Source organism: Methylobacterium sp. GXF4 (assembly GCF_000272495.1).
GTDB lineage: Bacteria > Pseudomonadota > Alphaproteobacteria > Rhizobiales > Beijerinckiaceae > Methylobacterium > Methylobacterium brachiatum.
In genome coordinates this window covers 94,047-108,129 of sequence record NZ_AKFK01000079.1, presented here as the reverse complement: position 1 = coordinate 108,129, position 14,083 = coordinate 94,047, and the positions used below count along the sequence as shown (strand labels likewise).

The window sequence follows — 14,083 nt, the reverse complement described above, 5'->3', positions numbered from 1 at the left end:
GTTCATCGTTGCGCTCGTGCCGGTTGTCATGCCCTCGCCTCGCCCTCGCGCACGAGGCCGACGAAGATGTCCTCGAGGGAGGACTGTTCCGTATGGAGATCGTTGAACCGGATGCCGGCGGCCGCCAGGCCGGTGAGCAACCCGGTGATGCCGGTCCGCTCGGCGCGCGTGTCGTAGGTGTAGACCAGCTCGCGGCCGTCGCCGGCCAACAGCAGCCCGTAATCGGACAGCTCCGGCGGAACCTCGGTGATCGGCGCCTGGAGCTGAAGCGTCAGCTGCTTGCGCCCGAGCTTGCGCATCAGCGCCGCCTTCTCCTCGACCAGGATGATCTGGCCCCGCCGGATGACGCCGATGCGGTCGGCCATCTCCTCGGCTTCCTCGATGTAATGGGTCGTCAGGATCACCGTGACGCCCTGCTGGCGCAGGTCGCGCACCAGCCCCCACATGTCCTGCCGCAGCTCCACGTCGACGCCGGCCGTCGGCTCGTCGAGGAACAGCACCCGAGGCTCGTGCGACAGCGCCTTGGCGATCAGCACCCGGCGCTTCATCCCCCCGGACAGGGTCATGAGGCGGCTGTCGCGCTTGTCCCAGAGGGATAGGGCCCGCAGAATCGTCTCGATATGGCCCGGATCCGGCTGCAGCCCGAACAGGCCGCGCGAGAAGCTCACCGTGTTCAGCACCGTCTCGAAGGCGTCGGTGGTCAACTCCTGGGGCACCAGGCCGATGGCCCGGCGCGCGGCGCGGTAATCCGCGGCGATGTCGTGGCCATCGACCATCACCGTCCCTGAGCTCGGCGTGACGATGCCGCAGACGATGTTGATCAGCGTCGACTTGCCGGCCCCGTTCGGGCCCAGCAACGCGAAGATCTCGCCGCGCTCGATGGCGAGGTCGATGTTGCTCAGCGCGGTGAAGCCCGACTTGTAGGTCTTCGACAGCTTCGAGATGGAGATAATCGGCATCAGGGCCTGAATCGAACGCGGGGCATCGTGTGCCGGGGACGATCGTCCCGGCTTGAGGGATGCCGCTGCCGAGGACATCGCGACGGTCCACACAACCCGCCGATCGGCGGGCCGCTATCGGAAGCGGGCGCCCCTATAGCACGCGACGGGCGCGGCTCTCAGCGGGACGATGTGTGCCGGCGCACAGCGGGAGGGGCCCGCCCGGCTACGCGTCCGCGCGGCCCTCGACCATCGCCAGGCATTCCCGACGGGCATCCGGGTCGCGGATGCGCGTGAAGGCCGCCAGCATCGTCGCGCATTCGGACGCGGTCGGACCCTTGTCCGGCGAATAGGCGGCGTGGCCGCGCCGAAAGACCGCGACGGGCAAGTTGAGCATGCCGGCAATCCGGCCGAGAAGCCGCTCTTCCTCTTCGAAACGAGGTGCGGCATCGTCCGATCCGAAGCGTACTGCGTCGCTCATCCTGCCTTCCAGCCCCCATAGAAGCCGAGCGTGGGAGCATGCGCCCACGGGGCCGGCACGACTCGGGTCGAAATCCGGCGCGACCATTCATGACTTTTGGCCGCGCTGCAATCCACCGTTACGCTTCTCAGTAGTTTACTGAGGACGAAACGCATTCTGAATTTCAAATCTCATCCTATATCGCCGTGCGAGATCTAATGTCTTCGATCGAGAGACTGGTCTTCGACGCATGGTCGATCGACGCAGCTATAATCGCCCGTCGCGTCAATTGGTCCAACGCTCCCGGAGAAGCGGTCAAGCGGAACACGCTCGGGTTGCTGGACGGGTCAAGTCAGCCGAGAGCCGCGTCAGCCGCCGCCCCGCAGGGCGATCAGGGTTGCGAGACCGATCAGCGTGGCGAGACCGAGCAGCCGCCGCCACGGATTGACGCCGCGGACGAGCTCATCGATCGCCCACCAGCCGAGCGCGACGTCGGCGGCAAGGCTCAGCCACGTGGCGGCGGGCTCGGTGCCGCGGGCGAGCCAGGCGGCGAGCATGAGGCCGAAAAACAGCCAGAGCGGCAGGTTGGGCCACTGCGCCACGGTGATGGCGCCCGTCCGCCGATCCCGGAAAAGCCAGTCGCGCACCCGCAGGACGGGGCTGGCCGATGGCTGCGTCATAGGCCTGCGCCCTTCCTGTTGCTGCATGACCGTGCGGCCCCGCACCGCGACCCTGCCGAGCCGAAGTTAAGACGGATCCAGCACGACGCAGCGATCTTAACCGGTCATCAACGTTACCGAATGGAAAGCGCGGACCAATGCCTAACAGTTCCTGAAACGACTCGCGAAAAAGCCGTTCATCGGACGATAATTCAGCACCCGGACAGCAACCCGCACCCTTAGAGGTCAGGATCGATCATGAGCGCCCGTTTCGAAGACCTGAAATTCATGCTGCTGCTCAGCGCCGTCACGCTGCTCGGCAGCGGCCTCGACGTCATCCTGCGCTGATCGAGGCGGCCATGCCGCGAGCGGGCAGCGGGGCGGCCTGCACGAAGGCGCGGCCCAGGGCCGAGCGGGCGGCGGATTCCCTCGGCCGCGTGGCGCCGCGGGGCTGCACGACGACCGGTACGCTGACGATGCGCGGCGCGCCCATGCGCCAACGCCGTGGCACCGCAGGTTTCACGACAGCGGTCGACGACTGACCGGTTCGCAGCACCGTGCGCAACTCGGCCACGCGTGCCATCCGCTCCGTACGCATCACGAACGCGGCAACCACCAGACCGCTGAGCCCGGCCCCTTCGAGGAGTGCCGCGATCACGTAACCCGGACCCATCCGTCCCCACCATTCGCATCGAGCGACGCCGCGCATACCGGCCGCCGGACTGCTGCTGTGGGCAATCGTGGTTAGCGAACGCTTAAAAACCCGCCTGGATTGATACACGAAGGCGGCGCGGTGGCGCTGAATGTCCGATTTGAAGCAAGCTGAGATGCAATGGATTTGTCTATCGTTTCATCCGGAGCGCTGGATGCTGCGTGTTTGAAAAGCGCTCGACCGAAGGCTCAGCGGGTCCGATCGCGGGAATAGCAATCATGTCCGTCCGGATCGGTCGTGTTATGCCGGTATCGGCCCAAAATCCCCGACGGTTTAGCCGTCGCATGGGCCACCGTGCCTTGGCAGGCCCTTGCGACGGGTGTCTGCGGTCTGCGATCGACTGCTTCGAGCCAATGGCGTGAAGCAGCCTGACGGGCCCTACCACATGTCGAGGGCGACGCGGGCTTCGTCCGACATCCGGCTCTGATCCCACGGCGGATCGAACACCATGGTCACGGCGCAGGATTGCACGCCCGGCACGGCGCTGACCGCGTTCTCGACCCAGCCCGGCATCTCGCCGGCGACGGGACAGCCCGGGGCCGTCAGCGTCATGTCGATCGCGACCTTCCGGTCGTCGCCGATATCGACTTTGTAGATTAGGCCGAGCTCGTAGATGTCGGCCGGGATCTCCGGATCGTAGACCGATTTCAACGCGGCGACGATGTCGTCGGTCAGCCGGTCCAGCTCGGCCGGCGGGATCGCCGAGGCGGCTTCGACCGCGGGGGCGTTGGCGCCGCCGGTGATTGTGGCGTCGGTGCTCATGGTTTCCTTCTCCCCCGGGCCCGCGCAGACGGAACCGGTTTCATCGCAGCTCGCGCATCGCCCGCACGATCAGGGTCGGGACTTTGCGCCGATCAGGCGAACATCATCTCGGCTTTGCCGAGCGCCTCGGCAAGGGCATCGATCTCGGCGGTGGTCGTGTAGAGGCCGAACGAGGCCCGGCAGGTGGATGTCACGCCGAAGCGCGTGAGCAGCGGCATGGCGCAATGGGTCCCGGCACGCACCGCCACGCCCTGGCGGTCGATCACCGTGGCGATGTCGTGGGCGTGCGCCCCCTTCATCTCGAAGCTCACGACGCCGCCCTTGCCCTTGGCCGTACCGATGATCCGCAGGGCGTTCATCGCGCCGAGCCGCTCGTGGGCGTAGCGGGTCAGCATCGCCTCGTGCGCGGCGATGTTCTCCCGGCCCAACCCCAGCATGTATTCGAGCGCCGCTCCGAGCCCCACCGCCTCGACGATCGCCGGGGTCCCGGCCTCGAACCGATGCGGCGGGTCGTTGTAGGTCACCGTATCCTGGCTGACGGTCCGGATCATCTCGCCGCCGCCCTGATAGGGGGGCAGCCGCTCCAGCCATTCCTTCTTGCCGTAGAGGACGCCGATGCCGGTCGGGCCGTAGACCTTGTGGCCGGTGAAAATGAAGAAATCGCAGTCCAGCGCGCGCACGTCGACCGGCTGGTGGACGGCGCTCTGTGCGCCATCGAGCAGAACCGGCACGCCGTGGGCATGGGCGATGCGGACGATCTCCTCGGCCGGCGTTACCGTGCCCAGCACGTTCGACATATGCGTGATCGCCACCATCTTGGTGCGCGGCGTGAACAGCTTCTCGTATTCGTCGACCAGGAAGTTGCCGTCCTCGTCCACCGGCGCCCACTTGATCACGGCCCCGCGCCGCTCGCGCAGGAAGTGCCAGGGCACGATGTTGGAGTGATGCTCCATGATCGACAGGATGATCTCATCACCCTCGCCGATCAGCCCGGCCCAGCCCATGCTGGAGGCCACGAGGTTGTAGGCCTCGGTGGCGTTGCGGGTGAAGATGATCTCGTCCGTGGAGGCCGCGTTGAGGAACTGGCGCGTGGTCTCGCGGGCACCCTCGAACCCCTCCGTGGCGGCGTTCGCCATGAAGTGCAGGCCGCGATGGACGTTGGCGTAGCCGGTCTCCATGCAGGAGACCATGGCGTCGATCACCTGTCGGGGCTTCTGCGCCGAGGCGGCGTTGTCGAGATAGACCAGCGGCTTGCCGTAGACCGTCTGCGACAGGATCGGGAAGTCCTGGCGGACCGCCGCGACGTCGTAGCCTTTGGTGAGGACGGGTGCGTTCATTGTCGCGACCTTCTGAGACCTAAGTCCGTCCCATGGGCCACCTCGATCCGAGGGGCCGGAGAGAAGCGGAGGTCTCGGCAGAGGCCTCCGAAGTTCTTGGCGACCCACGAACCGCCCAACGCGACGGCCTTGCCGGGTTCCGGGGGTTCGGGTCCGCGTCCTCGGCCGACCTCGGGACGAGATCGGCCGATGGGTCAGGCGCGCGCGGCGAGCCAGGCCTCGATCTCGCCGATCAGCGCCGCACGGGCGCCCTCGTGCGAGACCGACTCGACCGCCTCGCCGATGAAGGCCTGGACCAGCAGGCTCTCGGCCACCGCACGGGGCAGGCCGCGGGCCATCAGGTAGAACAGCAGGTCCTCATCCGGCGCGCCGCAGGTGGCGCCGTGACCGCAGGCGACGTCGTCGGCGAAGATCTCCAGCTCCGGCTTGTTCATCATCTGCCCCTCGTCGCTGAGGAGCAGGCAATCCGACTTCATCTTGCCGTCGGTCTGCTGGGCCGCCTGGCGCACGATGATCTTGCCCTGGAACACCCCGGTGGCGTCCCCGTCGATCACCGTCTTGAACATCTCCCGGCCGACGCCGCCGACGGCGGCATGATCGGCCAGCAGGGTCGAGTCCGCCAGCTGGCCGTCGCCCAGCATCGCGGCGCCGTTGACGACGGCGTTCACGTTCTCGCCCGCGACATGCATGAAGATCTGGTGGCGCGAGAGGACGGCACCCGTGACCAGGTTGACGGTCTCCAGGCGCGCCTCGTCGTCGAGACGTACGCTGATCGTCGAGAGCGCGATGGCGGCCTTGCCCTCACGGTTGAGCCGGGCGTGGCGGAACACTGCCTGCTTGCCGACGCGCACATCGAGCGCATCGTTCGGCTGGTAGGTGATATCGTCCGGCCCCTCGTGGCTTTCCAGCAGGGTCAGCTCGGCACCCGCGCCGAGATCGACCAGCACGCGGGTGGCGGTCGAGAAGCCCTCCGACCCGGTGCCGACGAAGCGCAGATGCAGCGCCCGCTCGATCTTCGTGCCGGGGGCCACCGAGATCAGGGCGCCGTCGGCCAGGAAGGCGGTGTTGAGCTGGAAGACCGGGTTCTCTCGCGCCTGCTCGACCGGGGCCAGCAGACGCAGGCGCGCATCGCCCTTGCCCATCGCGTCGTTGAGCGGCGTGACGGTGAGGCCGGCCGGCAAGCCGTCGAGGTCCGACAGCGGACGGATCAGATGACCGTTCACGAAGGTCAGGCGCGCGGCATCGAGGCCGGCAAACCCCTTGGCCGACGCGACGGCGGCCTGAGCGACCTCGGGCGACGGCGCCTCGGCCGGCGGGACCGCCTCCTTCATGGCGGCGCGCAAGTCGGTGTACTTGAACGCCTCGACGCGCCGGCTCGGCAAGCCGGCGGCCTCGAAGAAGCGGAACGCCTCCTCGCGGGCGATCGCCTCTTCCGAAGCGAAGCCCTTACGCGCGGCTTCGAACAGGTTCGACAGCCCGGTCTCGGCGCTGGTGCGCAGGTTCTGGATGTCGGCCATGGGCTTACGCGGCCTCGTTGGTGCGGTACTCGGCATAGCCCGACGCTTCGAGCTCGAGCGCCAGGTCCTTGCCGCCGGTCTTCACGATCTGGCCCTTCGACATGACGTGCACGGTGTCGGGCACGATGTGGTTGAGCAGACGCTGGTAGTGGGTGATCACCAGGAACGAGCGGCCCTGCGCGCGCAGCGCGTTCACACCCTCGGAGACGATGCGCAGGGCATCGATATCGAGGCCGGAATCGGTCTCGTCGAGCACGCAGAACTTCGGCTCGAGCAGCGCCATCTGGAGGATCTCCATGCGCTTCTTCTCGCCGCCGGAGAAGCCGACATTGAGGGCGCGCTTGAGCATCTCCTTGTTGATCTCGAGCTTGTCCGCCGCGGCGTTGACCTTCCGGATGAAATCCGGGGTCGAGATCTCCGCCTCGCCGCGCGCCTTGCGCTGCGCGTTCAGGCACGCCTTCAGGAAGGTCATGGTGCCGACGCCGGGGATCTCCAGCGGATACTGGAAGGCCAGGAAGATGCCGGCCGCGGCGCGCTCGTCGGCGGCCATCTCCAGCACGTTCTGCCCGTCGAGCAGGATCTCGCCGTCGAGGACCTCGTAGTCCTCCTTGCCGGCGATGACGTAGGACAGGGTCGACTTGCCCGACCCATTCGGCCCCATGATCGCCGCGACCTCACCGTCGTTCACGGTCAGGTTCAGGCCATTCAGGATGCGGTTGTCCTCGATCTGCACGACGAGGTTCTTGATTTCCAACATGTTAGTTCAAGTCCTATCGAACGGCGAGCCGGGTTCATGCGCCGACCGCGTGCCGTCAGTTCCTTATCGCCGTCACCGAGACGGCCATTTCGAAGGCCTTCAGCTCCGGATGCCGCGCGTGAGAGCCGTCACGCGATCCGGAAGGCGACCGCGGGGGTGCCGCGATCGCCTGGGGTATCCGATCCGCTCTGGACTTAGCCGACCGAGCCTTCGAGGCTGATCGAGATCAGCTTCTGGGCCTCCACGGCGAACTCCATCGGCAGCTGCTGCAGCACGTCGCGGACGAAGCCGTTGACGATGAGGGCGGTCGCCTCCTCCTCGGAGAGGCCGCGCTGCAGGCAGTAGAACTTCTGGTCCTCGGAGATCTTCGAGGTGGTCGCCTCGTGCTCGAATACCGCCGAGGCGTTCTTCGACTCGATGTAGGGCACGGTGTGCGCCCCGCACTGGTCGCCGATCAGCAGCGAGTCGCAATTGGTGAAGTTGCGGGCGTTCTTGGCCTTCTTGTGGGCCGAGACGAGGCCCCGATAGGTGTTCTGCGAACGCCCGGCGGAGATGCCCTTCGAGATGATCCGGCTGGTGGTGTTCTTGCCGAGATGGATCATCTTGGTGCCGGAATCGACCTGCTGCATGCCGTTCGACACCGCGATCGAGTAGAACTCGCCGCGGGATTCGTCGCCGCGCAGGATGCAGGACGGGTACTTCCAAGTGATCGCCGAGCCGGTCTCGACCTGGGTCCAGGAGATCTTCGAGCGGGCACCGCGGCAATCGCCGCGCTTGGTCACGAAGTTGTAGATGCCGCCCTTGCCCTCGTTATCGCCCGGGTACCAGTTCTGGACCGTCGAGTACTTGATCTCGGCGTCGTCCAGGGCGACCAGCTCGACCACGGCGGCATGGAGCTGGTTGTCGTCGCGCTTCGGGGCGGTGCAGCCCTCCAGATACGAGACGTAGGAGCCCTTGTCGGCGATGATCAGCGTGCGCTCGAACTGGCCGGTGTCGCGCTCGTTGATGCGGAAATAGGTCGACAGCTCCATCGGGCAGCGCACGCCCGGCGGGATGTAGACGAACGAGCCGTCGGAGAAGACGGCCGAGTTCAATGTCGCGAAGAAGTTGTCGGTCGAGGGCACCACCGTGCCCAGGTACTTCTGGACCAGCTCGGGATATTCCTGGACCGCCTCGGAGATCGGCATGAAGATCACGCCGGCCTTCGAGAGCTCCTTCTTGAAGGTGGTCGCCACCGAGACCGAGTCGAACACGGCGTCGACCGCGACGCGGCGCTCCGGCGCGATGCCTTCCAGCACCTCGACCTCGCGCAGCGGGATGCCGAGCTTCTCGTAGGTCTTCAGGATCTCGGGATCGATCTCGTCGAGCGACATCGCCGCCGGGCGCTTGGGCGCGGCGTAGTAGTAGATGTCGTTATAATCGACCTTGTCGTACGAGACGCGCGCCCAGTCCGGCTCCTTCATGGTGAGCCAGCGGCGGTAGGCGTCGAGGCGCCATTCCAGCAGCCAAGCCGGCTCGTTCTTCTTGGCCGAGATGAAGCGCACGACATCCTCGGAGATGCCCTTGGCGGACTTCTCCATCTCGATGGTGGTCTCGAACCCGTACTTGTACTGGTCGAGGTCGATCGAGCGGACCCGGTCGATTGTTTCCTGCACGGCAGGCATCAGCGTCTCCTGGCAAGCCCGGTTTCAAGGACCGGGAAGCGTCTTTCGGAAAGCGTGGGACGCGGCCGCTCAGGCCGCGCACCCTCGCCGCTTATATAGGGGCTGCAAGACCCGTTCGAAGGCGTCGAGAAAGCATGACGCATCCTCGTCCACCGTGTTCCAGCCGAGGCTGACGCGCAGCGCCCCCCCGGCAAGCTTGGTATCGACGCCCATCGCCGCCAGCGTCGCCGAGCGTGCGACCTTGCCCGAGGAGCAGGCCGAGCCGGACGACACCGCCACGCCGGCGAGGTCGAGGGCGATCAGCGCCGCGGGGGCATCGAGACCCGGGACCGCGAAGCTGAGCGTGTTGGGGAGGCGAACGGCGCCAGCGGCGAACACCACCGCGTCGGGCGCCTGGGCAAGGAGGCCGGTCTCGATCCGGTCGCGCAGGGCCGAGAGGCGTGCGGCCTCCCGGTCGAGCGCCTCGCCGGCGAGGCGCGCCGCCTCGCCCATGCCGACGATGGCCGGCAGGCACTCGGTCCCGCAGCGCTGCCGGCGCTCCTGACCGCCGCCGCGCAGGAAGGCGTCGTCGAGGGCCACGTCGTCGGCGAGGATCATCGCGCCGCCGCCCTTCGGGGCCGCGAATTTATGGCCCGACAGGGTAAGCGCATCGAGCCCGAGGGCGCCCATGTCGAGGGCGATCTTGCCCACAGCCTGCACGGCATCGCTGTGCACCAGCGCTGAGCCATGCGCGCGCGCCAGGGCGACGATGTCGGCCAGGGGCTGGACCGCCCCGGTCTCGTTGTTGGCGGCATGGACCGAGATCAGCACGCTCTCGCCCGCCAGCGCGGCGAGCCGGCGTTCAAGGACAGCGAGGTCGATCACGCCGTCGGGGGTGACCGGAAGCTGCTCGACCGCGCCCTCGGGGAAACGGTGGCCGGCGGCCACGCAGGGGTGCTCCGTCGCGGAATGCAGCAGGCGCGTCGGCTTCGGCTGCCCACGGCGCCCGAGCGCCCCGGACAGGACCGCATTCGCGGCCTCCGTCCCGCCGCTGGTGAACACCACCTGTGCCGGGCGAGCACCCACCAGGGCGGCGACCTGCGCGCGGGCGGATTCCAGGGCCGCGCGGGCGGCACGGCCCTCCTGATGGATCGATGAGGGGTTCCCGGGGAGCATCAGCGCGCGCGCCACCGCCTCTGCCACGGCCGGGCGGACCGGGGCAGTCGCGTTGTGATCGAGATAGGCGCGGGCCCGGCTCATGCTGATTCCGTGTCGTCCCCTGGGTACGGCGCGTTACAATTCCTTGCCCGCGCACCGGTCCGCCGTGCTAAGGCGCGCCGACAAATGAGGTCTCGCCAACCGAACGGCTGGTGCAGGGAGCAAGCATTTCCCGCAAGCTCACATACTTTAGAATAGTTCTAATCGCCTAGAACTGTTCTAAGAGCGTTTGTATGGTGTGCGTGCGGCGAGTCAAGGCTGCCTTTTCACTGCCCACGATCGCGCGGCCGGCGACCGCTGAAACGAGAGTCGAACGATGCCTGAAGTCATCTTCACCGGCCCGGCCGGACGTCTGGAAGGCCGTTACCAGGCCCCCAAGAAGCGCGGCGCGCCGATCGCCATCGTGCTGCACCCGCACCCCCAGTTCGGGGGCACGATGAACAATCAAATTGTGTACAATCTTTTCTACACCTTCGCCAATCGCGGTTTTGCAGCCCTGCGCTTCAATTTCCGCGGGGTCGGGCGCAGCCAGGGCTCGTTCGACCACGGTTCGGGCGAGCTGTCCGACGCGGCTGCGGCGCTCGACTGGGTGCAGTCGGTCAACCCGGAGGCGAAGTCGTGCTGGATCGCCGGCGTGTCCTTCGGTGCGTGGATCGGGATGCAGCTGCTCATGCGCCGACCGGAGATCGAGGGCTTCATCTCGATCGCCGCCATGGCTAACCGCTTCGACTTCACCTTCCTGGCCCCCTGCCCGTCTTCCGGCCTGTTCGTGCACGGCTCCGAGGACCGGGTCGCGCCGGCCCGCGAGGTCATGCCGGTGATCGAGAAGGTGAAGGTCCAGAAGGGCGTGATCATCGAGCACCAGGTGGTCGAGGGCGCCAACCACTTCTTCGACGGCAAGGTGGACGAGCTGACCCAGACCGTCGACACCTATCTCGACAAGCGCCTGGGCAAGCGCGAGGAGGCGGCCTGAGACGGCTGTCCTACGCCCGGCCCCCGCGCCTTGACGGGGGCAGGCCCGGGGAATACGGCGCGGGCTTCGCGCGTCGCGACTGAACCTCCGCAGGTCTGATGACAGAGAGCCCGTCCGACCAACCCGTCGTGCTGCTGGTGGAGGATGACGGCCTCCTGCTCATGGAGGCGTCCGACACCCTGGCGGATGCCGGATTTACCGTGCTGGAAGCCAGCCACGCCGACAAGGCGCTCAAGGTCCTGGAAAACCGCGACGATGTCGGCGTCCTGATGACGGATGTCGACATGCCGCAGGGCTCGATGGACGGGTTCGCCCTCGCCCGCCTCGTGGCGCATCGTTGGCCGACGATTCCCGTGCTGGTCGTGTCCGGCATGGGCACGCCCGGCCCCAACGACATGCCGGAGGGCGCCCGGTTCATCCCGAAGCCCTACGAGCCGACCACCCTGGTCCGAACCCTGCAGGCCTTCATCCGTCGCGCGGCGTGAAGCCTCTTCCGGCTCGGGCGCAGCGACGATCCGGGCGCCGAACAGCCGACCGAGAGCCATGACGGAATTGAGCCGCAAGTACCGTTTCGCGACCCGGGCCATCCATGCCGGCGCGGCGCCGGACCCCGCCACAGGCGCCCGGGTCCAGCCGATCTACTTCACCAACGGCTTCGTGTTCGATTCCACCGAACAGGCGGCCGACATCTTCGCGGGCCGCCGGTCCGGCTTCTCCTATTCGCGGGGCTCGAACCCGACGGTGGCCGCCCTGGAGCGCCGGGTCGCCGACCTGGAAGGCGCCAAGGCGGGCGTCGCGGTGTCGTCCGGGCAATCGGCGATGCTGCTCGTGCTGATGACGCTGATGAAGAGCGGCGACGCCTACGTGGCCTCGCCGCGCCTGTTCGGCGGCTCCCTCGGCCTGATGCGCCGCCTCGACGGCCGCTACGATCTGAAGCCGCGCTTCGCCCGCGGCATGACCCCCGCGGATTTCGAGGCCGCGATCACGCCGGATTGCCGGGCGATCATCTGCGAATCGATCGTGAACCCCTGCGCGTCGGTGATGGATCTCGCCGGCATCGCCGCGGTGGCGCGCCGTCACGGCCTGCCCCTCGTCGTCGACAACACCCTGGCCTCGCCGGCCCTGATCCGGCCGATCGAGCACGGGGCCGACATCGTCGTGCACTCGACCTCGAAGTTCCTGGGCGGCTCCGGCCAGACCATCGGCGGCATGATCTGCGATGCCGGCGCCTTCGACTGGACCCGGACCAGCGGCTACAACCTGATCACCGAGCCCTGGCCGGACTATGACGGCCTGGTCCTGACCAAGAGCTTCCCGGAGACCCCCTTCGCGGCGGCCTGCCGGTTCTTCGGCCTGCGCGACCTCGGCCCCGGCCTGTCGCCGATGAACGCGTTCCTCACCCTGATGGGCATCGAGACGCTGCCGCTGCGCATGGAGCGCCACTGCGCCAATGCCCGGGCGGTGGCCGCCTTCCTCAAGGACCATCCGGCGGTGGCCTGGGTGAGCTATCCCGGCCTGCCCGGCCAGACCGGGGAGGAGCTGGCGCGGCGCTATACCCCGCAGGGGCCGGGCTCGATCTTCACCTTCGCGCTGAAGGGCGGCGAGCCGGCGGCGCTGGCCTTCATCGCCGGGCTGGAGCTGATCTCGCACCTCGTGAACATCGGCGAGATCAAGTCGCTGGCGATCCACCCGTCCTCGACCACGCACCGGCAATTGCCGGAGCACGAGAAGGAAGCCGCCCAGGTCGGCCCCGAGACCGTGCGGCTGTCGATCGGCCTGGAGAACGAGGCCGACCTGATCGCCGACCTCAAGCAGGCGCTCGACAAGCTCGGCTGAGGGGGGAGTCATCCCCCTCCTCCGCTGGCCCGATACGGAGTGGCGCTACCGCCGCCGCTCCAGGATCGACACGTAATTAGCCACCGCCGCGCCGCCCATGTTGAAGATCCCGGCCAGGTTCGCGCCGGGGACCTGCATCTCGCCGGCCTCACCCATGAGCTGGAGGCAGGCCATCACGTGCATCGAGACACCGGTGGCGCCGACCGGATGGCCCTTGGCCTTCAGGCCGCCGGAGGGATTGACCGGCAGGCGGCCGCCCTTCTCGGTCAGGCCCTCGCGCACGACCCGGTAGCCCTGGCCCGGCTCGGCCAGACCCATCGCCTCGTACTCGATGAGTTCGGCGATGGTGAAGCAATCGTGCGTCTCGACGAAGGACAGGTCGTCATTGCCGATCCCGGCCTGCGCCCGCGCCTTCTCCCAGGCGAGCCGCGCACCCTTGAATTCGGTCGGATCCCGGCGCGACAGAGGCAGGATGTCGTTGACATGCGCCCGGGCGCGGAAGCCGATCGCCCGCGCCAGCCCCTCGGCGGTCTCGGCATCCGCCACCACGAGGGCGGCGGCCCCGTCCGAGATCAGCGAGCAATCGGTCCGGCGGAGCGGCGCCGCCACGTAGGGGTTCTTGTCGGAGACCGTGTTGCAGAACGCGAAGCCCAGATCCTTGCGCAGCTGCGCGTAGGGGTTGGCGACGCCGTTGCGGTGGTTCTTGGCGGCGATCCGCGCCAGCTCCTCGCTGCGATCGCCGTAGCGCTGGAAATAGCCCGCCGCGATCCGCCCGAACACGCCGGCAAACCCGCCCTCGATGTCGGCCTCCTCCTTCCGGTAGGAAGCACCGAGCAGGATGTCGCCCGTCTCAGCCACGGACTTCGCCGTCATCTTCTCGGCGCCGACCACCAGGGCGACCCGGCCGCGGCCGCTGTCGACGAAGTCGAGGGCCGCGTAGAGCGCGGCCGAGCCGGTGGCACAGGCATTCTCCAGATGCGTCGCCGGCGCATGGGCGAGGCCCGGTCGATTCAGGGCGACCTGCGACCCCTCGAAACCCTGCTTCGAGAAGCCGGTATTCATGACGCCGACATAGATGCCGTCGACCTGGGAATCCTCGACGCCCGCATGCGCCAGCGCTTCGCCGGACACGCGCGCGATCAGCGCCTCGACATCCGGTTCATCGAGCTTGCCGAAGGGGCTGTGGGCCCAGCCCACGATGCAGGCGCGCGTCATATGGTCGACTCCTCCCGATTCTTCGCCGAACGATGGCCCCGGGGCGGCCGCGGATC

The 14,083-nt window shown here is 67.7% G+C and carries 14 protein-coding genes; 3 read left to right on the top strand and 11 right to left on the bottom strand.

Annotation, left to right across the window (positions count from 1 at the left end; all coding sequences use genetic code 11):
* Window positions 1-26: 26 nt before the first annotated feature.
* The 10 genes from WYO_RS22370 to WYO_RS22325 all read right to left on the bottom strand — a co-directional run bounded on the left by WYO_RS22370 (window position 27) and on the right by WYO_RS22325 (window position 10,045).
* Window positions 27-962 (bottom strand): ABC transporter ATP-binding protein, encoded by a 936-nt coding sequence (locus tag WYO_RS22370; protein WP_039903769.1) that lies wholly within the window; start codon window positions 960-962, stop codon window positions 27-29.
* A gap of 202 nt (window positions 963-1,164) precedes the next feature.
* A complete protein-coding gene (locus WYO_RS31110; RefSeq protein WP_128755070.1) occupies window positions 1,165-1,506 on the bottom strand; it encodes a hypothetical protein in 342 nt (113 codons plus the stop codon).
* A gap of 260 nt (window positions 1,507-1,766) precedes the next feature.
* The gene (locus WYO_RS22360; RefSeq protein WP_007566741.1) at window positions 1,767-2,078 is read right to left on the bottom strand and encodes a hypothetical protein; all 312 of its coding nucleotides are present in this window, start codon (window positions 2,076-2,078) and stop codon (window positions 1,767-1,769) included.
* 313 nt (window positions 2,079-2,391) lie between these two features.
* Window positions 2,392-2,730 (bottom strand): hypothetical protein, encoded by a 339-nt coding sequence (locus WYO_RS22355; protein WP_007566737.1) that lies wholly within the window; start codon window positions 2,728-2,730, stop codon window positions 2,392-2,394.
* 417 nt (window positions 2,731-3,147) lie between these two features.
* Window positions 3,148-3,531, bottom strand: coding sequence for an SUF system Fe-S cluster assembly protein (locus tag WYO_RS22350; protein WP_007566736.1), 384 nt, complete (start codon window positions 3,529-3,531; stop codon window positions 3,148-3,150).
* Between the two features lie 92 nt (window positions 3,532-3,623).
* Window positions 3,624-4,868, bottom strand: coding sequence for a cysteine desulfurase (locus tag WYO_RS22345; RefSeq protein ID WP_007566733.1), 1,245 nt, complete (start codon window positions 4,866-4,868; stop codon window positions 3,624-3,626).
* 194 nt (window positions 4,869-5,062) lie between these two features.
* A complete protein-coding gene (locus WYO_RS22340) occupies window positions 5,063-6,385 on the bottom strand; it encodes a SufD family Fe-S cluster assembly protein (protein WP_007566731.1) in 1,323 nt (440 codons plus the stop codon).
* Between the two features lie 4 nt (window positions 6,386-6,389).
* A complete protein-coding gene (gene sufC / locus WYO_RS22335) occupies window positions 6,390-7,142 on the bottom strand; it encodes a Fe-S cluster assembly ATPase SufC (RefSeq protein WP_007566729.1) in 753 nt (250 codons plus the stop codon).
* Window positions 7,143-7,336: 194 nt separating this feature from the next.
* On the bottom strand, window positions 7,337-8,806 hold the full coding sequence (sufB, locus tag WYO_RS22330; protein WP_007566727.1) for a Fe-S cluster assembly protein SufB: 1,470 nt from the start codon (window positions 8,804-8,806) through the stop codon (window positions 7,337-7,339).
* A 69-nt stretch (window positions 8,807-8,875) separates the two neighbouring features.
* Window positions 8,876-10,045 (bottom strand): cysteine desulfurase family protein, encoded by a 1,170-nt coding sequence (locus tag WYO_RS22325; protein WP_007566725.1) that lies wholly within the window; start codon window positions 10,043-10,045, stop codon window positions 8,876-8,878.
* Window positions 10,046-10,319: 274 nt separating this feature from the next.
* Here WYO_RS22325 and WYO_RS22320 point away from each other — a divergent pair, with 274 nt between their 5' ends.
* The 3 genes from WYO_RS22320 (at window position 10,320) to WYO_RS22310 (ending at window position 12,812) form a co-directional block, all read left to right on the top strand.
* Complete coding sequence (locus tag WYO_RS22320) at window positions 10,320-10,976, top strand: alpha/beta hydrolase (RefSeq protein ID WP_007566723.1); 657 nt, start codon at window positions 10,320-10,322, stop codon at window positions 10,974-10,976.
* A gap of 98 nt (window positions 10,977-11,074) precedes the next feature.
* Complete coding sequence (locus tag WYO_RS22315) at window positions 11,075-11,461, top strand: response regulator (RefSeq protein ID WP_007566721.1); 387 nt, start codon at window positions 11,075-11,077, stop codon at window positions 11,459-11,461.
* A 58-nt stretch (window positions 11,462-11,519) separates the two neighbouring features.
* Window positions 11,520-12,812, top strand: a complete 1,293-nt coding sequence (locus tag WYO_RS22310) for an aminotransferase class I/II-fold pyridoxal phosphate-dependent enzyme (protein ID WP_007566719.1) — start codon at window positions 11,520-11,522, stop codon at window positions 12,810-12,812.
* Between the two features lie 45 nt (window positions 12,813-12,857).
* Here the strand turns inward: WYO_RS22310 and WYO_RS22305 are convergent, their stop codons facing one another.
* Window positions 12,858-14,027: an acetyl-CoA acetyltransferase gene (locus tag WYO_RS22305; RefSeq protein ID WP_007566717.1), complete on the bottom strand. Its 1,170-nt coding sequence runs from the start codon at window positions 14,025-14,027 to the stop codon at window positions 12,858-12,860.
* Window positions 14,028-14,083 lie beyond the last annotated feature (56 nt).

Bases quoted from the DNA above. Each gene is read 5' to 3' on its own strand.
- WYO_RS22340 (WP_007566731.1), bottom strand. From the start codon at position 6,385: ATGGCCGACATCCAGAACCTGCGCACCAGCGCCGAGACCGGGCTGTCG.
- WYO_RS22310 (WP_007566719.1), top strand. From the start codon at position 11,520: ATGACGGAATTGAGCCGCAAGTACCGTTTCGCGACCCGGGCCATCCAT.
- WYO_RS22345 (WP_007566733.1), bottom strand. From the start codon at position 4,868: ATGAACGCACCCGTCCTCACCAAAGGCTACGACGTCGCGGCGGTCCGC.
- WYO_RS22320 (WP_007566723.1), top strand. From the start codon at position 10,320: ATGCCTGAAGTCATCTTCACCGGCCCGGCCGGACGTCTGGAAGGCCGT.
- sufB (WP_007566727.1), bottom strand. From the start codon at position 8,806: ATGCCTGCCGTGCAGGAAACAATCGACCGGGTCCGCTCGATCGACCTC.
- WYO_RS31110 (WP_128755070.1), bottom strand. From the start codon at position 1,506: ATGGTCGCGCCGGATTTCGACCCGAGTCGTGCCGGCCCCGTGGGCGCA.
- sufC (WP_007566729.1), bottom strand. From the start codon at position 7,142: ATGTTGGAAATCAAGAACCTCGTCGTGCAGATCGAGGACAACCGCATC.
- WYO_RS22350 (WP_007566736.1), bottom strand. From the start codon at position 3,531: ATGAGCACCGACGCCACAATCACCGGCGGCGCCAACGCCCCCGCGGTC.
- WYO_RS22355 (WP_007566737.1), bottom strand. From the start codon at position 2,730: ATGGGTCCGGGTTACGTGATCGCGGCACTCCTCGAAGGGGCCGGGCTC.
- WYO_RS22360 (WP_007566741.1), bottom strand. From the start codon at position 2,078: ATGACGCAGCCATCGGCCAGCCCCGTCCTGCGGGTGCGCGACTGGCTT.
- WYO_RS22305 (WP_007566717.1), bottom strand. From the start codon at position 14,027: ATGACGCGCGCCTGCATCGTGGGCTGGGCCCACAGCCCCTTCGGCAAG.
- WYO_RS22325 (WP_007566725.1), bottom strand. From the start codon at position 10,045: ATGAGCCGGGCCCGCGCCTATCTCGATCACAACGCGACTGCCCCGGTC.
- WYO_RS22315 (WP_007566721.1), top strand. From the start codon at position 11,075: ATGACAGAGAGCCCGTCCGACCAACCCGTCGTGCTGCTGGTGGAGGAT.